Below are 18,439 nucleotides of genomic sequence, written 5' to 3'. Positions count from 1 at the left end.
GAACGTTTCGACCTGGGTGCTTCCCTCCGGGGTCACGGTCGGGCGATAGGTCGTCCGGGAGCGCCGTCCACGAGCACTCCCGAAAGGCACGACCATGGAATTCACTGCCGAACAGCGCCTCGACGACGGCGTTCTCGAACGCGAGTTCGCCCTCGGCGAGGTCCCCGGCATCCTGTGGACGCCCGGATCCGCATCCGCGCCGGCCCCGCTGATCCTGCTCGGCCACCCCGGCGGGCTGCCCAGGATGTACCCCCGGCTGGTGGCCCGGGCCCGGCACTGCGCGGCGGAGGGCTACGCCGCGGCCACCATCGAACTCCCCGGGGGCGGTGACCGGCCCCGTTCCATCGCCGCCGAGGAGGCCCGTGCCGACCTGCACCGGGCGCTGGCGGCCGGCCTGCCGGTCGACGACGAGATCGTCGACCGGCTCGTCCTCCCGCTGGTCGAGAAGGCGGTCCCTGAATGGCGGGCCGCCCTGGACGCCCTCCTCTCGCTGCCCGAAATCGGCGGCCCGGTCGGGTACGCGGGAGGAGTGATCGCCATCGGCATCCGGCTGGCGGTGGTCGAGCCGCGCATCTCGGCCGCTCTGCTGTTCGCCGGGAGTTTCGTCCCCCGTTCCATGTTCGCGGAGGCTCGGCAGGTCACCATTCCGCTGCAGGTCCTGCTGCAGTGGGACGACGAGGGTAACGACCGGCAGTTGGCCTTGGACCTGTTCGATGCCTTCGGCTCCACGGAGAAGACGCTGCACGCGAACCTGGGCGGGCACACCGGCGTCCCGCAGTTCGAGGGAGAGGACGGGAATCGGTTCTTCGCCCGACACCTGAGGTGAGCCCTGACGTTGCGGCGGCTAACGATCCGGCCGTGTACCCGTAGGGCGTCCTGCGTCCAGTAGCGTCTTGCCCACCGTGCGGCGAGACTGGATGGCCGCGTGTGCGTCGGCCGCCCGATCCAGAGGAAACCGCTGCCCGATCACCGGACGCAACCGACCCGCCGCCGCCTCGGCCAGCGCGCGGCGGGTCAGCTCCCGCAACTGCTCCGGTGACCGGGTCAGCGACCGGACGACGGTCACCCCCCGTTCCCTCGCGACCTCGTCCGGGACCTGCGTCCAGCTCCCGCTGGACAGCCCGAAACTGACCATCCGACCGCCCCGGTCGAGCAGGTCGAACGCCGAGCGGCCCACGGTGCCACCGACGCCGTCGAAGACGACGTCGATCCCGCCGACTCCGGCTCGGACCCGCGCCGGCCAATCGGCCGTCGAGTAGTCGACCGCGAGGTCGGCACCGAGGTCCCGGGCCAGCGCCACCTTCCGGTCACCGCCGGCCACGGCGACCACGGTGGCACCCGCCGCGCCGGCCAGCTGCACCAGCAGGCTGCCGACGCCGCCCGCCGCGGCCTCGACCAGGATCCGCTCCCCGGGGTGCACCCCGGCGGTCTCCAACAGCAGCAGTGCGGTACGGCCGTCCGCCAGCAGCGCGACCGCGCTCTCCATCGGCAGCTCGTCCGGCACCGCGACCAGCCCGTCGGCGTCCACCGCCACGCGGTCGGCGTAGCCACCCGCACCGCCGGTACTGGTGACCACCCGTCGACCCCGCAACGCCGGGTCGACCTCCGGTCCCACCTCGGCGACCACGCCGCCGACGCCGTTACCCGGGATCGTCGGCAGCCGCACCGGGAACGGGCCGGTACCGGCCCGGAGCTGGGTCTCCACGAAGGTGACGTTGGCGAACTCGACGGCGACCACCACCTGGCCCGGTCCGGCGGAGGGATCGGGGGTCTCCGCCGCCAGCAGCCGCTCAGGCCCACCGAACTCCCGCAACCACACCGCCCGCATCACAGCCCTCCCCGGCCCGTCGGTTTCTCGACCGGTCCAGTCAACAACCTCGACCACGGTCGAGGTCAACCGGGCGTACCCGCCCTGTCGGTCCGGCGTACCCGTCTCACCTGCGGATCCGCACCGTTGGTCCGGGCGCCGCCGGTCGCGGGATGGCGACCGGTGCCGCTCAGGCCGCTGCCGCCCCGCCAGCGGTGGTCGGCGGCGTAGGCTCGACCGGTGAGTATCACCGAGCCGATGCCGGGCGAAACCCTGCCGCCGAGCACCGGGGCGGGCGCGGACACCGAGCCGACCAACGTACTGCTGCCCGGTCACGACGTGCCGCTGGGCCGCTACACCACGGTGCGCCGGCTGTTGCCGCAGCGCCGGCTCCGCACCGTCGGGGCCTGGTGTTTCGTCGACCACTTCGGTCCGGACGACGTGGCCAACCGGCCCGGTATGGGGATCGGGCCACATCCACACACCGGGCTGCAGACGGTCACCTGGCTGGTGCACGGTGAGATCCGGCACCTGGACAGCCTCGGCAACGACCAGCTGATCCGACCCGGCCAGCTCAACGTCATGACCTCCGGCCACGGCATCGCGCACGCGGAGTACTCGCCGCCCGAGCATCCCCCGATCCTGCATGGACTGCAGCTGTGGGTGGCGCTGCCCGACGCGGCCCGGTCCGGCCCGCCCGGCTTCGCCCACCACGCCGAGGTTCCGGTGTTGACCGAGCCGAACTACTCGGTGACCGTACTCGTCGGGGAGTTGGCCGGGATCCGGTCGCCGGCGGTGGTGCACTCGCCGCTGCTCGGCGCAGAGCTCTGGCTTCCCGACGGCGGCTCGGCCCGGTTGCCGCTGACCGCCGGCTTCGAGCACGGCCTGCTGGTGATGTCCGGCGCCGTCGAGATCGACGGGGTCGCGCTCACCCCCGGTTCGCTGCTCTACCTCGGGACCGGTCGTTCCGAGCTGGCGGTCCGGGCGGACGGCCCGACCCGGCTGATGCTGCTCGGCGGCGAACCCTTCGACGACGCGCTGGTGATGTGGTGGAACTTCGTCGGGCGCTCACACGAGGAGATCGCCGAGGCTCGCGCGGACTGGGCCGCCGGCAGTCCCCGGTTCGGCCGGGTGCGGGGCGACGACTCGGAGCCGCTGCCGGCTCCACCGATGCCGACGACCCGGCTGAAGAGCCGCGACCGGCAAGGCCGGACCCTCGGCTGAGGCCGGGCCGGACCCTCGGCTGGGTTCGGGCGATCCGCGGGTCACTACACCGCACCGGAAACCCGCCGTCCTGGCCAGCTTTGGTCCGACCCGTCGTGGGTAGTCGCCGGCATGGCGACGACTGCGACAACGAGCGTCGAGGACCGCAAGCGACTCGTCCGCCGGCTGGTGGCGCGCGGCCGCGGCTTTGCCGAGGAGTACGGCTTCCAGGTCACCAACAATCCGGCGAGCCTGTTCCAGGTGCTCTGCCTGGCGGTCCTGCTGCGCCGCACGAAAGAAGTCCGGCGGGCGGTCGAGCCTGCCCGGGCGCTGCGGGACGCCGGATGGGAGAGTCCGGCCAGGATGGCCCGGTCCCGCACCGAGGCGCGGGCGGCGGTGCTGCGTGAGCATGGCCGGGGTGCCGACGCCGCCCGACTGGCCGGCACGTTGGGCGAGCTGGCCGAGGCGCTCGTCGCGCGCTACCAGGGAGATCTGCGCCGGCTGCGGTCCGCCGCGAAGCACGCGCCGGACCGGGAGCGGGTCCTGCTGGCCGAGTTGCCCGGGGTGGACGCCGAGGTGGTCGAGCTGTTCCTCCGTGAGGTCCAGGCGCTGTGGGGCGAGACGGCGCCGGTCGCCGATCGTCGGGCCCTCGCCGCGGCTCGCCGGCTCGGGCTCGGTCGCTCGGCAGCCGACCTGGCCATGCTGGCCGGCGGCGGGGAGTCGGAGAAACTGGCCTGGTTGGTGGGTTGCCTGGCCAGGATCGACCTGGAGGACAGATACCAGGAAATCGCCCGTTGAGCGGCAGAACGGCGTGCTTTGCCACACAGTTTCCAGGATTCTGACTGAACGGCCCATCCCGGATTGTAGGATCAGTGGGCGGTGTCAGCCAGCCCGGTTCGGGCCGGCCGCCGCGATTCGGTGAGCGGGTCCGGTTCGGACGTGTGGCCTCACCGGTGCACTGGCGGACGTGGCGCCCGTGACGCGCGTGTGAGCGCGTACGACACGGGCGCCCCGTCCGGTGCGCCGCCCCAGTTCAGGATGGTCAGTGGGCCAGTCCGGCGACCAGGTTGATGGTCGTGACGATGATGACCGCACCGAACAGGTAGGACAACAGGGCGTGTCCGAGCACCGTGGCCCGCATCGTCTTGGTGCTCAGGCCGGTGTCGGAGACCTGGAAGGTCATCCCGATCGTGAACGACAGGTACGCGAAGTCCGTGTACCGGGGCGGATCCTCGGTGTGGAAGTCCACCCCGCCGTCCTCCCCGGTGTAGTAGAGCCGGGCGTAGCGGGCGGTGAAGACGGTGTGCACGACCGTCCAGGAGAGCAGCACGCTGGCGATGCCGAGTCCGATGTGCAGTCTCCGGTCGACGCCGTGTAGCGCCTGGTCGGTGGCGAGCAGGATGCCGATCGCCGACAGGCTGGCCAGCCCGGCCCCGAGTAGCGTGGCGTCGCGTACCGGACCGCTCGGGTCCTCTCGGACGGCCAGCTCGGCGGTCCGCTGCGCGTCCCGGGGCCACAGCACCGGCCAGGTCCACCCCAGGTAGGTCGCCGCCGCCGCGTCCCAGCCGATCAGCGGCCCCAGCAGCGGTGACAGCACGAGGGTGGCCGGTATGCCGACACAGAGTCCGACAAGCGTGATGACGGCCATCTGGACCGATGCCTTGGGTGGGTCGCGTCGGGGTCTGCCCCGCATCGTCGGAACTGGTGCTCAGATCTGGCGCATGTGCCGGGCGACCCGCTGGTGGGTACGGTCGCGGGTCTTGGCGGCCAGCTCCGCCGGGCTGGCGTCCGGGGCCAGGTCGGTCTTGGCGGACCGGGCGACCTCCTCGGTGTTCTGGTAGTCCACCGGGGGCATCCCGCGCAGCGCCTGGAGCACCTCGCGGGGCGCCCCCGCGCGTTCGGCCTCCCGGACGATGTCCTCCTTCGGCGCCGGAAAGTCCATCGACTCCAGGTACCGCAGTACGTCCGCGTTGGTCACCATGGGATCCCGCTCCTCGCCGGTTGTCTGGTTCGCCGGCCGGCCGGATACCCGTTGTACGCACCCTCACGCCTGCCTCCGCCGTTGATCACCGGTCGGTATCCTTGGCCGAATGGCTCAAACTCCCGTGCGGTACCGGTCCGGCGACGAGGACAGCGCCCGGTGGATCGACTTTCCGTACCGCCCGGGTGACATCGTGATCAGTACCCGGTCCAAGAGCGGCACCACCTGGATGCAGATGATCTGCGCGCTGCTGGTATTCCAGCGGCCGGAGCTGCCGGCGCCGCTGGCCGAGCTGTCGCCCTGGCTCGACTGGCTCGGCGAAGCCCGGGACGACGTCGTCGCCGCGCTCGGGGCCCAGTCGCACCGCCGGTTCGTCAAGACACACACCCCGCTGGACGGGCTTCCCCTCGACGAGCGCGCCACCTACATCGTGGTCGCCCGGGATCCGCTGGACATGGCGGTGTCGCTCTACCACCAGAGCGGCAACCTGGATCGGGAGCGGGTCGCCCGGCTCACCGGCCAGCCCACGCCGACCGGCCCGCCCCGGGTACGCACGCCGGTGCGGGAGTGGCTGCTGTCCTGGATCGACCGCGACGTCGCACCGGCCGACGAACTCGACTCCCTGCCGGGGGTGCTGTGGCACCTCGGTGACGCCTGGGCCCGGCGGCATCGGCCCAACGTGCTGCTGGTGCACTACGCCGACCTGTCGGCGGATCTCGCCGGGCAGATGCGTCGGATCGCCCGGCGGCTCGGCATCGAGGTGCCGGAGCGGCGCTGGCCGGCGCTGGTCGAGGCGGCCACCTTCACCCGGATGCGGGCCAGGGCGCCGGAGCTGGTGCCGGACCGCTCCGGGGTGCTGAAGGACCGGGAGGCGTTCTTCCGGCGCGGCACCACCGGGGCGGGGCGGGAACTGCTGCGTCCCGACGAACTCGCGCACTACCGGCGCCGGCTGGCCGGGCTCGGCCCGGCGGACCTGCTCGACTGGTTGCACCGGGACGGGGAGAACGGCGACCGGCGATAGGACCCGAACCGCCGACAGCGTCCGAACTCAGGCGACGGCGCCGTCGCTACGGAGCTCGCCGATCCGGTCGGCGTCGAGACCGAGTTCGGCCAGCAACTCGTCGGTGTGCTCGCCGGGCTGCGGCGGTGGCCGGCGGATCGATCCCGGGGTACGGCTGAACCGGGGTGCCGGGGCGGGCTGCTCGGCCCCGGCGTGCACGACGAAGACGTCCCGGGCGGCGAGGTGCGGGTGCCGGGGCGCCTCCCGCCAGTCGAGGACCGGCACCACGCAGGCGTCCGTCTGCTCCAGCAGCGCGGCCCACTCGTCCCGGGTACGGGTGCGGAACAGCCGGGCCCAGGCCTCGTGCAGTGCCGGCCAGTTCGCCGGGTCGTTCCGGTCCAGCGCCTCGTCCGGCGCCAGCGGGAACCCGGTCAGCCGGACCAGTTCGGCGTAGAACTGCGGTTCCACCGCGCCGACCGCCACGTGCCGGCCGTCGGCGCACTCGTAGGTGTCGTAGAACGGGGCGCCGCCGTCGAAGATGTTCACCCCGCGGTCGTCGCCCCAGTGGCCGGTCCGGCGCAGCGAGTGGATCATCGTTGCCAGCAGCGACACCCCGTCCACCATGGCCGCGTCCACCACCTGGCCGGTACCGCCGCCCCGGATGTCGAAGAGCGCGCAGACCACGCCGAGGGCGAGCAGCATCCCGCCGCCGCCGAAGTCGCCGACCAGGTTCATCGGCGGTACCGGCCGCTCGCCGGCCCGGCCGATCCCGTGCAGTACGCCGGTCAGCGCCAGATAGTCGATGTCGTGCCCGGCGTACCGGGCGTTCGGGCCGTCCTGGCCCCAGCCGGTCATCCGGCCGTAGACCAGTTGCGGGTTCACCGCCAGGCAGTCGTCCGGGCCCAGCCCGAGCCGCTCGGTGACGCCCGGCCGGAAGCCCTCGATCAGCGCGTCGGCGGTGCGGACCAGGTCGAGCACCACCTGCCGGCCGGCCGGTGCCTTGAGGTCGACGGCGAGCGACCGGCGGCCCCGGTTCAGCAGGTCGGGATGGGGAGTGCCGAACCGCTCCGGTCGGACCTCACCGACCCGGTCCACCCGGACCACGTCGGCGCCCAGGTCGGCGAGGACCATCGCGGCGAAGGGGCCCGGGCCGATGCCGGCCAGCTCGACGATCCGGACGCCGGACAGTGGGCCGGCCCCGGCCGGTCGGGGTGTGGTCATCCGTGCACGATAGGACAGTCGGCCAGGTGCCCGTCCAGGTGGTGTCGTCGAGCGGTCGCCGTGGCGTGGTCGTCGTCGAGCGGTCGCCGAGGCGCGATCGCCGTGGCGTGGTCGTCGTGTCGGCCCGCGTCGTTGCCGTCGACCGCCCGGAACAGGGCCTATCGTCACGGGGTGAAGTGGCGTGATCACTGGCGGTTGGTTGGTGTGCCCCGGGCCGGTCGGGCGGAACTCCTCGGCCGCCTCGTCGGCCTGCGCGTACTGCGGATCCCGGGCGTACGGCGGGTGGTGGTTCTCGCCGGTTCGACCGACCGACTCCGGGACCTGCTGGGCCGGCCCGCCGCGCTGTACCCGACCAGGGGGGCGGTGGTCGTCGTGGCGTACTGGCGGGCGCCCCGGCGCGGCTGGTCGGGCGGCATCGGGGCGCTGGAGCACCTGCGCCGGCACCGGGTGGCGCTGCCCTGCCGGGGACGAGGGACCGCCGTCGTCACCCTCCGGCTCTCCCGGCCCGCGCAACTGCGCGAGGTGCTGCGGGCCGCGCTGGCCGCGCTGGCGCCGGGGCGGCCGTTGCCGGCGCCGGCCGAGGCCAGCCTGACCAGCCACGGGACGCTGCCGGCGTACCTGCCGGCGGCCGGGGCGGTGCTCCGCGGCGATGTGGTCGGCAGCCCCGACATCCGGGCCCACGACATACTGCTGCGGGGGCCGGGCGACACCGGGGTGGAACCGGACAGCCCGCCATACGCGGTCGACTGGCCCGCCGTCCGGCACGGTCTGCAGCCGCCGGGGACGGCACCGGCCGTACTCGTCGACGCGCTGCGGATCAACCCGCGCGGCCGCCGGCCGGACTGCTACCGGCCGGACGCTCCCCGGGTACGCCTCGACTTCCTCCCGGCCACCCGCCGGCCCGGCCCCGGGATGTACCCGCTGGACGGGCCCGGGGTGACCGCGCCGGTGCTCGCCGCGCTGCGTCGGACCGGCGTGGTCGACTGCCCGCAGGTCCCCGACGCCGAGCCGGTCGCGGTGGCGGCGCTGCTGGTTCAGATCGCGATGACCGGCGCGGTGCTCTCCGTCCCGGCGTTGCCGCAACGGGTCGCCGGGCTGATCGTGCCGGAACTGCGCACCCTGCTGACCGCCCCGGCACCGGACGGCGGCGGGCTGGCCCTGGAAACGCGCAGCGTCCGGCAGCGCCGGGCGGCGCTGCGCGGGCACGCCACCGGGTTCGCCCTGCCCCGGCTCGCCGCCACGGTGTTCCCGCCGCTCGGCGCGGTGCCGTCGGTGAGCGCGATCCTGCCGACCAGGCGCCCCGAACGGCTGCCGGCGGTGGTCCGGATGCTGGTCGCGCAGACCTACCCGGAGCTGGAGATCGTGCTCTGCCTGCACGGCGTCGAGCTGCCGGAACCGGTCCGGGCCACGCTGGCCGGCTCCGGCCGGCCGTACGAGGTCGTCCGGGTCCCGGGTACCGCCAGTTTCGGCGCGGCGCTCGGTGCCGCGACCGGGCGGGCCCGGGGCAGCCTGGTCAGCAAGTTCGACGACGACGACAGCTACGCCGCCGAACACGTCTGGGACCTGGTGCTGGCCCGGCACTACTCCGGGGCGACCCTGGTGGGCAAGGGATCCGAGTTCGTGCACCTGGAGACCAGGGGCGTGACGCTGCGCCGGCCGTCCGGCACGGCCGAGTCCGACTGTCAGGTGGTGGCCGGCGGCACGATCCTGATCGCCCGGGGGGACCTGGAGGCGGTCGGCGGCTGGCGGCCGGTGCCCCGCTCCGTCGACCTCGGACTCTTGGACCGGATACGCCGGGACGGCGGCGGGATCTACCGGACCCATCCGTTCGGCTACGTCTACCACCGGCGGGCCACCGGGCACACCTGGGACCCGGGGGAGGACTACTTCCTTGACACCGCCTCCGCGTACTGGCCCGGACTCCCGGCCGAGGTGCTGGGCGAGGTCGACACGGCCTCCGGGCGACCGGCACCGGACCAGCGCACCGACTCGGCGACCGCCCGGCCGGACCGGTCCTGACCGCACCGGGCGTCCCGCCGGCACCGCCCGGCGGCAAATCCCCCGGTTGTAACCTGCGCCGCACCCCGAGGTGGTACGACTAGCGGGTGGGCATCGTGTCACCAGGCTTCCAGGGCCGGCGCCGGCAGTCCGGGCCGGATCTGCCGCCGGGGCAGTACCTGACCGAGGACTTCCCCGTGCTCTCCGCCGGCCCGACCCCCCGGGTCACGCCGACGGACTGGGAGTTCGTGATCACCACCGAGACCGGTACCGAGTTCCGGTGGAGCTGGGACGAGATGTGGGCACTGCCCAACGAGACCCCGACGGTGGACATCCACTGCGTGACCCACTGGTCGAAGCTCGGCACGAACTGGCAGGGCGTCTCCCTGGACACCCTGCTCGACGGCGTCGACACCGCAGCCGACTACGCGCTGGTGCACTCGTACGGCGGCTACACCACGAACCTGCCGCTTGCCGACCTGCGTGACGGGCAGGCCTGGGTGGTGCACCGGTACGACGGTGCCGACCTGCCGGCCGAGCACGGTGGGCCGGCCCGGTTGCTGGTGCCGCACCTGTACTTCTGGAAGTCCGCGAAGTGGGTGCGCGGCATCCGCCTCGGCCTGACCGACGAGCCCGGTTTCTGGGAGACCGCCGGCTATCACGATTACGGTGACCCATGGCGCGAACAGCGATACCAGGGAGACTGACGAAGCGGACCGGCTGGTGGGTTGCCCGGCTGGTCGACCGCAGGGACGAGACCGCCACCGCCGGCACGCTGGTGCTGGAGGTGCCGGACTGGCCGGGACACCTGCCCGGGCAGCATGTCGACCTGCGACTGACTGCCGAGGACGGTTACCAGGCGGCCCGCAGCTACTCGATCTCCGCGCCCGCCGACGGTGACCGGATCGAGGTGACCGTCCAGCGGGTACCGGACGGCGAGGTCTCGCCGTACCTGCTCGACGGGCTCTCGGTCGGCGACCAGATCGAGGTCCGCGGCCCGGTCGGCGGCTACTTCATCTGGCGGGTGACCGACCCGGCGCCGGTGTTGCTGGTCGGTGGCGGCTCGGGGATCGCACCGCTGATGGCGATGATCCGGGCCCGCCGGGCGGCCGGCAGCCGGGTACCGTTCCGGCTGATCTACTCGGTCCGCTCCGAGCGGGACGTCTACTTCGCCGACGAGCTGCGTCGGCGCAGCCGGGACGACCGGGGCCTCGACGTCGCCTACGTCTACACCCGGCAGGTGCCGGAAGGGCTCTCCGGCCAGGCGCACCGGGTCGCCGTCGCCGACGTCAACACCCACGGCTGGCCGGCGCAGCTCGAACCGGTCAACTTCGTCTGCGGTCCGACCGGCTTCGTCGAGGCGGTCTCCGACATCCTGGTCGCGCTCGGGCACCATCCCCGGCGGATCAAGACCGAACGGTTCGGTCCGACCGGCTGAGCGACGATCCTGGAGGTGAGATGACCGATCAGCTTCGACCCGACCCGGGGCGGATGGACTACCTGGACGGCAACGTGCTGGCCGGACCGATGCGGGACGTGTTCGCGGTGGACCTGACCACCGCCACCGGCCGGTGTGCCTCCTGCGGCCGGACCGGCCCGATGGCCGCCCTGCGGGTCTACTCGAACGCACCCGGGGTGGTCGCCCGCTGTCCGGCCTGCGAGGAGGTCATGCTCCGGCTGGTGCGTACCCCGGCCAGTGCCTGGCTCGACCTGCGCGGTACGACCTTTCTGCAGATCCCGATGCCGGCCGAGCCGGCGACGATGCCCGGCCCGACCGCGATGTAGCCGCCTCCGGGCCGGCCGCGACGGCCCGTGGCCGGCGGGGACAACCGCGTGCGGTGACGCCTCCGTCGAGTTGGCCGAGGCAGCCGGCCCCTAGGCCCGGATACCGGATGATCATCGGCTGGCACACTTGTCCGGGGGTCGCCCTAGACTGCGGCGCCATGATGGTGCGACTCGTACCGCTGGTCGGTGTCTGATGTCCGGTGTGGAGCAGGAGACGGTGTTCTCGGTGCCGCTGTCGCCGTACGCGGCCGTACTGCTGCGCCGGATGACCGACCCGGACCCGGAGTCCGGGGCGGCCGCCGGGCAGCGGCCGGTGGACCTGTCCCGGGTTGGCGACCGGGAGTTCGGGGTGCTGCTGGTGACGGCCCACAACCTGCCGCGTCCGGCGGACGGGGGCCAGCATCCCGGCTGGACGGTGCGACGGGTGGCGGAGCAGGCGGTCCGGGAGCGTCAGCCGAGGTTCACCCCGGAATCGTGCGCGGCGCTGCTGGCGGCGTACGCCGAACGGGCCGCCGGCGAGCCGTACGCCGCCAACCCGAGGCTGGCCGCCGCTGCCCTGCTCCGCTGTGACGGCCCGTGGCCGGCGTCCGTGCGCCGCTCCGCCGGTGCCATCGCCCGGGGCCTGCTCAGGTACGGCAAGGTCGGCGAGCCGTACGCGGTCGCCGCGCTCGCCGGGCTGGCCGGCGGTCTTACCCGACCGGTGCTGTCCCGACTCTTCGCCTGGTCGTTCCACTCGTTCGCCCGCGACGAGTTCGACCTGCTGGTGAAGCTGGGGGTGACCGCCCAGCTCCTGGTCGCCGAGGTCAGCCCGAGCTCGTCCTACCTCTGCCCACCGCAGCTTCCGGACGCCTGGCAGCGCCTCGCCGCGTTCGGGGAATATGTGTCCTTCGCCCGGCGAGCGCTGGAGACCGCGCACGCCCGGGTCGCCGCGATCCAGGCGGGCGAACTGCCGTACGCGGCCGACAAGGCGTTCGACAGGACCGAGGTCGAGGCGCTGGGCCGGGCCGTCCGGATCGCGTTGCTCCGCGACGAGCCGTGGCTGCCGGAGCTGCTGCGCCCGCTGCTACTCGGCGTGGCGGTCGCCCCGACCAGCGCCAACACCCTGCCGTCGCAGGCACTGCTCTACGAGGTGGCTCGGGCCGGCGCCGAGTTCCCCACTCCGCAGGTGCTGGCGGCGTTGGTCGCCGCGCGGGGGGTGGTCCGGCACAAAGGCGCGTCGAAGCAGCTCGACCGGATGCTGAAGCGGGTCGAGCGCGGGCTCGCGGAGCGGCCCGACGCGGTGCTCCGGCTGCCGGATCTCGGCTTCGACGCCGACGGCGAGTGTGTCGTACCGGTCGGTGACCACCGGGCCGTGCTGACGGTGTCGGAGAAGGTGCTGTTGCGCTGGCGACGCGCCGACGGCACCCTCTCGACGACCGTGCCGGCGCCGGTCCGGCGCGACCACCCCGATGGGCTCAAGGAGCTGCGCGCCCGGGTGAAGCAGGCCACGAATCAGCTCGCGGCACTGGCCCGCACCCTGGAGGCGGGCTTTGCGGCGGCGTCGGCGCAGCCGTACCGGCAGTGGCGGGAAGGGCTGACGGGCAACGGTCTCGGCTGGCAGGTGGCGCGGCGGCTGATCTGGGAGTTCCCGGACGCGTCCGGGCGGTGGCGGGCCGGGCTGCCGGACGACGGCTGGCGGGCGGGGGAGCCGGACGGGGCCGGTGAGCTGTTCCGGGACGTCACGGGCACGCCGCTGCCGCCGCCCGATCCGGAGGCGCCGATCCGGTTGTGGCATCCGGTGCGGTCCGGGGTCGACGAGGTCCGGGCCTGGCGGGACCTGCTGACCGAGCGGCGGCTGCGCCAGCCGTTCCGGCAGGCGTTCCGCGAGGTGTACCTGCTGACACCCGCCGAGGTGGAGACCGGTGACCACTCGCTGCGGTTCGCGGCGCACATCGTGCACTACCGGCAGCTCTACGCGCTGCTGAAGGGGCGGGGCTGGACGACCGGGATGCTCGGCCCGTGGGACGGCGGGGACAGCGGGCAGGCGTACCGGGCACTGGCCGGCGGGGCGTGGCGGATCGGCTTGCACCACGACTACCTCGGCGAGGAGGGGGTGGAGTGCGCGAGTACCGGCCGGGTGTGGTTCGAGCGGATGGGCGAGGGCGCCTGGCGGCCGAGCGCGCTGACCGACGTGCCGGTGGAGCTGTTCAGCGAGGCGATGCGCGACGTGGACCTCTTCGTCGCGGTCACCTCGATCGCCGCCGATCCGCACTGGACCGACGACCAGACGCGGTACCTCGACTACTGGCGGGGCGAGAGCAGCCGGGAACTGAGCAGCAGTGCCCGGGTCCGCCGCGAGGCGCTGGCCCGGATCCTGCCCCGAACGAAGATCGCCGACCGGTGCCTCCTCACCGACCGCTATCTCGTCGTCCGGGGCGAACTGCGGACATACAAGATCCATCTGGGTAGTGCGAACATCTTGATGGAGCCGGACGACTCCTACCTCTGCATCGTGCCGGCCCGACGGAAGGCGCCCGGAGATCTCTTCCTGCCCTTCGAGGAGGACCGGCTCGGGCTGATCCTCAGCAAGGCGTTCCTGCTCGCCGACGACGCCCGGATCACCGATCCGTCGATCGTGGCGCAGTTGCGCGGACGGCGGTGATCCGGGCATCGCGCGGCAGGCGCTACACCCGCGAGCCCTACACCCGGGAGGTGAAGGTGGAGAGGAACCCGTGCGGCGCCGGGCTGCCGGTGTTGTCGAAGCAGATCGTGTCGACCTCGGCGGCCGGGGCGGCGGAGAGCGTCCAGGGCTGGGTCAGGTGGCAGTAGTTGGCGCCGGGTCCGTAGCCGGTGACCTGGGCGTGGGTCTCCTTCTCGGTCAGGAACGGATACGTGACCAGATAGCGGCCGGCCGGCGCGAGCGGGGCGGACGAGTTGAACCCGAACCCGCCGGCCGGATAGTTCCAGTTCGTCTGGCCGGCGCCCGCCGAGAAGAGGTAGCCGGTGTACTTCGGCGGACCGAACGAGCCGTAGACGGCCCGTTCACGGTGGTACGACAGGGTGAATTCGCTGTTCACCGGCGCCCCACCCTGGTCGAAGCAGGTGACGTACGCGATGATGTCGAGCCCGCTGGCGCCCCAGCGGACGACCTTGCAGCGGCGCGGTCCGGCGTTCGGCTGCACCGCCGTCACCTGGAGGTTGCCGGCCAGCGTGCCCGCAACTCCGACCCCGCCGAGCCGGACCTGGTAGAACCCGACCCCACCCGGCACGACGCTGACCCCACCGCCGGCCGAGTTGTACGCCTGCACGATCGCCGCCGGTCCCCACTGGAGCCAGGCGTGACTGCCCTGGGCCGTCGGCACCAGCCCGGAGCTGTACGTCCAGAGCACCGTGAACCGGGTGTCGTCTCGTGCCCCACCCGGCTTGTGGCACTGCACGTCGACGATCTCGTCCGCCCCCGACTGGCCCCAGCGGACGATCTCGCAGTAGTGTCCGGTCCGGTTCACCGGCGTGACGTGCACGTTTCCGCGTGACCCGGCGCCGACTTGCGGAAACTTGATCAGGTAGCGGCCGGGGGCCTGCCGCATCCCCTCGGCGAACAGGCCGGGGAAGGCGGTCTTCCAGCTGCCCCACTGCCGGCTCGGGTCGAGCACGGTCCAGGCGGCCGGCAGGATCGGATTGTCGACGTAGGCGAAGCCGAACCGGTCGGCGGCGGCGGCCTGGCCCGGTGCGGGCGGGCCGAGGGCGGTGGCCGCCAGCGCGGCGACCAGGGCGGTGCCGAGGATGCGGGGACGGAGTCGCATCTGACCTCCAATCGGGGTGCTGCGATGTGTGCTCCGGAGTCTGCGATTCCGGCTGCCCGGCCGCTGTCGGTTCCCCGGCAGTAGCGGCGCGACAGCGCCAAATCCCATGTGTGGGCGTAGCCGGAATATGCAGCGGTATCCGGAACGTGGCGGGAGGGCGCTGATCCCTGCCGGTTGCGGCCGACATCGCCGCTTGCCGCCGGCATCGCCGCGTGCTGTTGAGGCTGCGGGGGAGGGGCCGTGGCAGAGGTCCGCCGACCGGCGCGGGCTGCGGCGCCGGACCGGGCCTTCGCAGAACCAGGTGTACGAGCACCGAGCGCCCCCGGTCCGGGCAGCACCGCCAGCAGAGTCCACCTCGGCAGTACCGCCACCAGCGGCGCCAGTCCGGCCGGTGCCGTACGACGAGTGGTGTCGGGTCGGACCTGACCGGTATCGATCCGACCAACTTGTGGAACGGTCCTCAAGATTCTTGGCGACTAATGGTCCAGAGCGAACCACAGATCGTCAAGAATCTTGGGAACGCCTTGCCCGCTGCGGGTGCCGGGGCTATCGGCCCGGTCCGGTAGTCGACTTTGATTGGCTGGCGGTGAGCAGCAGGGGTGTGCCGACCCCCTGGCCGGCGCTCAGGTCGGCGAGGAAGCCGGCCAGCCAGCCGAGCGCGTCGAGCGACCACTCGGCGAGCCTGCCGGAGAAGGTGGCCCGGTGCCGGGGCGGGCCGCTCCAGAGACCGTCGTGAAACGGGTGTAACGGCGCCGTCGTCGCCAGCGGGTCATGCTCGGTCAGCGAGTACGACGCGTACTCGAACACGTGCTGCTCCAGTCGGCCCAGCCGCTCGTGCATCAGCGGCGCCGTCGAGGCGATGGCCGGGGCCCGGCCGCTGTCCAGGGTGACCCTCACCGGCGTACGCGACCTCGGGTCGGCGTCGCGGAACCAGCCGGCGGTGCGCAGCGACGGCATGCCGGCGTACTCCGGAGGTGACGACGACGGATCGAGGCCCTGGACGGGCAGCAGCACCTGCACCGCCCGTAGTTCCAGGGTGCCGATCCGGGCCGCCACGTCACCGGCACAGCGCAGGAACGGCTGCACCGGCAGCGGTCGGTCGCCGGGCATCTGCTCGACCCCCACCTGGAACCAGGCGACCAGGGATGTGCCGGCGGTGGCGAGCGGGTGGTCCTGCCCGGCGTCGTTCATGCCCCACAGCCCCGGCGCCCCGGTCGGCCGCTCCTGCACGCCCGCGTCGGTGAACCGGACGATTCCGCCGACGTCGTCGAGCCAGTTCAGGGCGAGCGACCGGTCGTGGAAGAGTCCGTACGCGTCCCGGTCGGCGTCCGGATCCCGCCACGGATGCGGCGTCAACTCGCCGTACAGCGCCGCGAACATGGTGCCCACGGGCGAGCGGGCACCCGGTGCCAGGCCGGGAACGGCACCGCCGCCGGTCACCGTTCCACCTCGTGGCTCCGGCGCGGATCGGCCCCATCGAACAACCCGATGGTGCGGAAGCCCAGCTTGCGTAGAGGCTGTGAGGTCGGTGGCAAGGGGGCCTCCTTCGGTCCTGCGCTTCGGCGATGCTGCGGCAAGTCTGCCCCTTGCCCAATCGACGGGCGAAGTATCCGGATCCTCCGTGCGTCATGCGTCCGTTGTGAGAGGGTTTGCCCAGTGGGGCTCGCGGGTTCGCCGCGACCGCCCCGTAGCAGCGTTGGACGTCGACGGGGGCCGACAGATGAGGTGGCTGGTCACAGGGGCGGCGATGGTCGCCGGTGGGCTGGCCGCCCGGCGACTGCTCGGCAGATCGGGGCAGGCTGCCGGGCAGCGGGCGCAGCGCGTGGTCGGTCGCCGGAAGCCACGCTGGCACGTCGCCACGGTGAACCTCCCGGCGGACCAGATCGGCGTGCACGGCCAGCTGCCGGAGCCGCTGACCGGCCTCGGCGACGCGGTGGAGATCCAGGTCCGCCCGGCAGCCGGCGACAGGGGCACCGAGATCGCGGTACGGCTCAGGGACGGCGACCGGCTCCCGGCGGTCGAGGCCGTCCAGCGAGTGCTGGGCCGGGACCCCGACCAGGCGATCCGGGCGGCGCTGCGGGAGGCGAAGCAGCTCATCGAGACCAGCGAGGTGCTGCACCCCGACGCTCCGCCAACCATCGAGTCGACCCCGCTGAACCGGCCCCTCCAACTGGTCACCCGGCACGGCCGCCGGGAGGGTCGACTGTGAAGGCGGTGGTGTGGGAGGGGGCCAACGAACTCGCCGTACGGCAGGTGCCGGAGCCGCGGATCCGCAACGCCCAGGACGCGATCGTACGGGTGCGCCGGACCGTGACCTGTGGATCGGACCTGCACCTGCTCGGTGGGTACGTGCCGTTCATGGAACGCGGCGACGTCATCGGGCACGAGTTCCTCGGCGAGATCGTGGAGGTCGGTCCGCAGGTGCGCAAGCACCGGGTTGGCGACCGGGTGGTGGTCTGCTCCTTCGTCTCCTGCGGGAGGTGCTGGTACTGCCAACAGCAGCAGTTCTCCCTCTGCGACAACGGGAACACCAACCCGGCGATCACCGAGAACGTCTGGGGTTTCGCGCCCGGCGGCTGCTACGGGTACTCGCACGCGCTCGGCGGCTTCGCCGGCAGCCACGCCGAGTACATCCGGGTGCCCTACGCCGACCAGGGCGCCTTCACCGTCCCGGAGGGGGTGAGCGACGAGCGGGCGGTGTTCGCCTCCGACTCGGCGCCGACCGGCTGGATGGGCGCGGAGCTCGGCGGGGTACGGCCGGGGGACGTGGTGGCGGTCTGGGGCGCCGGAGCGGTGGGACAGCTGGCGGCCCGGGCCGCCGTCCTGCTCGGCGCCGAGCGGGTGATCGTCATCGATCGGCTCGACAACCGGCTGGAGATGGCGCAGCGGCACCTCGGCGTGGAGACGCTCAACTACGAACGGCAGGACATCGGCGGTGAACTGCTGGAACGCAGCGGCGGCCGGGGCCCGGACGTCTGCATCGAGGCGGTCGGGATGGAGTCCCGCAGCGGGGGCCCGCAGCTCTGGTACGACCAGGTGAAGCAGCAGTTGCGGATCGAGACCGACCGGCCGGTCGCGGCCCGGGAGGCGATCCACCACTGCCGCAAGGGCGGCAGCGTCTTCGTACTGGGCGTCTTCGCCGGCATGGTGGACAAGTTCCCGCTCGGCGCGCTGATGAACAAGGGGCTGACCCTGCGGGGCGCGCAGCAGCACGGGCAGCGGTACATCCCGATGCTGCTGGAGCGGATGGCCCGGGGCGAGTTGGTCACCGAGCACCTTGGCACGCACACCATGCCGCTGGACGAGGCGCCGCGCGGCTACGAGATGTTCAAGCAGAAGCTCGACGACTGTGTACGGGCCGTCTTCGAACCCGCCGGCTGAGCTGCCCGGCTGGCCCGCCAGCAACCGCACCGTACCGCAGGGCTTCCGGCACCGGTGCCACCCCTCGCCCTACCAGTTCGTTCGTCGATGGGATGAGCCGCGATGCGGAAACGGGTGACCACCGAACCCGGACATGACCCAGGCCGGTTGATCGTGGCCCCCGCTGGTTCGGGTGGTTATCCGGGGCCGGTTCGGGGTGTGGTGCCGGGCAGTACGTTGCTTCGGTTGTTGGGTACCACGGATGCGAAGCAGATCGGGTTGTTGTATCTGGTGACGTCGTT

Annotated in this window: 17 protein-coding genes; 11 read left to right on the top strand and 6 right to left on the bottom strand. The window is 72.8% G+C overall.

Going from position 1 to position 18,439, the window contains the following annotated elements; translation table 11 throughout:
* The first annotated feature begins 94 nt into the window (after positions 1 to 94).
* Positions 95 to 826, top strand: a complete 732-nt coding sequence (locus ABNF97_RS24720; protein WP_130463183.1) for an alpha/beta hydrolase — start codon at positions 95 to 97, stop codon at positions 824 to 826.
* A gap of 18 nt (positions 827 to 844) precedes the next feature.
* On the opposite strand, the gene ABNF97_RS24715 is transcribed toward ABNF97_RS24720, so the two are convergent.
* Positions 845 to 1,828, bottom strand: coding sequence for a zinc-binding dehydrogenase (locus tag ABNF97_RS24715; protein ID WP_130463182.1), 984 nt, complete (start codon positions 1,826 to 1,828; stop codon positions 845 to 847).
* A 219-nt stretch (positions 1,829 to 2,047) separates the two neighbouring features.
* Between ABNF97_RS24715 and ABNF97_RS24710 the strand changes: the two genes are divergently transcribed.
* Positions 2,048 to 3,031 (top strand): pirin family protein, encoded by a 984-nt coding sequence (locus ABNF97_RS24710; protein ID WP_130463181.1) that lies wholly within the window; start codon positions 2,048 to 2,050, stop codon positions 3,029 to 3,031.
* Between the two features lie 111 nt (positions 3,032 to 3,142).
* Positions 3,143 to 3,808 carry an HhH-GDP family DNA glycosylase gene (locus ABNF97_RS24705; RefSeq protein WP_130463180.1) on the top strand — a complete coding sequence of 222 codons (666 nt, stop codon included), beginning with the start codon at positions 3,143 to 3,145 and terminating at the stop codon, positions 3,806 to 3,808.
* A 244-nt stretch (positions 3,809 to 4,052) separates the two neighbouring features.
* Here the strand turns inward: ABNF97_RS24705 and ABNF97_RS24700 are convergent, their stop codons facing one another.
* Entirely contained in the window at positions 4,053 to 4,658 is a 606-nt protein-coding gene (locus ABNF97_RS24700; protein WP_130463179.1) for a DUF1345 domain-containing protein, read from the bottom strand.
* Positions 4,659 to 4,718: 60 nt separating this feature from the next.
* Positions 4,719 to 4,991 carry a DUF2795 domain-containing protein gene (locus ABNF97_RS24695; protein ID WP_130463178.1) on the bottom strand — a complete coding sequence of 91 codons (273 nt, stop codon included), beginning with the start codon at positions 4,989 to 4,991 and terminating at the stop codon, positions 4,719 to 4,721.
* A gap of 109 nt (positions 4,992 to 5,100) precedes the next feature.
* On the opposite strand from ABNF97_RS24695, the gene ABNF97_RS24690 reads away from it, so the two are divergent.
* Positions 5,101 to 6,012: a sulfotransferase domain-containing protein gene (locus tag ABNF97_RS24690; protein ID WP_349339973.1), complete on the top strand. Its 912-nt coding sequence runs from the start codon at positions 5,101 to 5,103 to the stop codon at positions 6,010 to 6,012.
* 27 nt (positions 6,013 to 6,039) lie between these two features.
* Here the strand turns inward: ABNF97_RS24690 and ABNF97_RS24685 are convergent, their stop codons facing one another.
* Positions 6,040 to 7,212 carry a CaiB/BaiF CoA transferase family protein gene (locus ABNF97_RS24685; protein WP_349339972.1) on the bottom strand — a complete coding sequence of 391 codons (1,173 nt, stop codon included), beginning with the start codon at positions 7,210 to 7,212 and terminating at the stop codon, positions 6,040 to 6,042.
* A 171-nt stretch (positions 7,213 to 7,383) separates the two neighbouring features.
* On the opposite strand from ABNF97_RS24685, the gene ABNF97_RS24680 reads away from it, so the two are divergent.
* The 5 genes from ABNF97_RS24680 (at position 7,384) to ABNF97_RS24660 (ending at position 13,636) form a co-directional block, all read left to right on the top strand.
* On the top strand, positions 7,384 to 9,231 hold the full coding sequence (locus ABNF97_RS24680) for a glycosyltransferase (RefSeq protein WP_349339971.1): 1,848 nt from the start codon (positions 7,384 to 7,386) through the stop codon (positions 9,229 to 9,231).
* Positions 9,232 to 9,326: 95 nt separating this feature from the next.
* Positions 9,327 to 9,917, top strand: coding sequence for a molybdopterin-dependent oxidoreductase (locus ABNF97_RS24675; RefSeq protein WP_207230784.1), 591 nt, complete (start codon positions 9,327 to 9,329; stop codon positions 9,915 to 9,917).
* Positions 9,887 to 10,648, top strand: coding sequence for an FAD-binding oxidoreductase (locus ABNF97_RS24670; protein ID WP_130463173.1), 762 nt, complete (start codon positions 9,887 to 9,889; stop codon positions 10,646 to 10,648). Before ABNF97_RS24675 ends, ABNF97_RS24670 begins: the two co-directional genes overlap by 31 nt.
* Before the next feature lie 20 nt (positions 10,649 to 10,668).
* On the top strand, positions 10,669 to 10,995 hold the full coding sequence (locus tag ABNF97_RS24665) for a DUF6510 family protein (RefSeq protein WP_349339970.1): 327 nt from the start codon (positions 10,669 to 10,671) through the stop codon (positions 10,993 to 10,995).
* A 193-nt stretch (positions 10,996 to 11,188) separates the two neighbouring features.
* On the top strand, positions 11,189 to 13,636 hold the full coding sequence (locus ABNF97_RS24660; protein ID WP_349339969.1) for a DUF4132 domain-containing protein: 2,448 nt from the start codon (positions 11,189 to 11,191) through the stop codon (positions 13,634 to 13,636).
* A 37-nt stretch (positions 13,637 to 13,673) separates the two neighbouring features.
* Here the strand turns inward: ABNF97_RS24660 and ABNF97_RS24655 are convergent, their stop codons facing one another.
* A complete protein-coding gene (locus ABNF97_RS24655) occupies positions 13,674 to 14,777 on the bottom strand; it encodes a hypothetical protein (protein ID WP_349339968.1) in 1,104 nt (367 codons plus the stop codon).
* A gap of 546 nt (positions 14,778 to 15,323) precedes the next feature.
* Positions 15,324 to 16,217, bottom strand: a complete 894-nt coding sequence (locus ABNF97_RS24650; protein WP_207230530.1) for a hypothetical protein — start codon at positions 16,215 to 16,217, stop codon at positions 15,324 to 15,326.
* A 280-nt stretch (positions 16,218 to 16,497) separates the two neighbouring features.
* Here ABNF97_RS24650 and ABNF97_RS24645 point away from each other — a divergent pair, with 280 nt between their 5' ends.
* A complete protein-coding gene (locus ABNF97_RS24645) occupies positions 16,498 to 16,986 on the top strand; it encodes a hypothetical protein (RefSeq protein WP_349339967.1) in 489 nt (162 codons plus the stop codon).
* The gene (locus ABNF97_RS24640) at positions 16,983 to 18,158 is read left to right on the top strand and encodes an alcohol dehydrogenase catalytic domain-containing protein (RefSeq protein WP_130463169.1); all 1,176 of its coding nucleotides are present in this window, start codon (positions 16,983 to 16,985) and stop codon (positions 18,156 to 18,158) included. Before ABNF97_RS24645 ends, ABNF97_RS24640 begins: the two co-directional genes overlap by 4 nt.
* The last annotated feature ends 281 nt before the right edge of the window (positions 18,159 to 18,439 follow it).

The organism is Plantactinospora sp. B6F1 (assembly GCF_040120695.1).
In the GTDB taxonomy this organism is placed as follows: Bacteria; Actinomycetota; Actinomycetes; order Mycobacteriales; family Micromonosporaceae; genus Plantactinospora.
The sequence above is the reverse complement of the archived record's forward strand: the minus strand, read 5'-3'. Positions and strand labels throughout refer to the sequence as shown.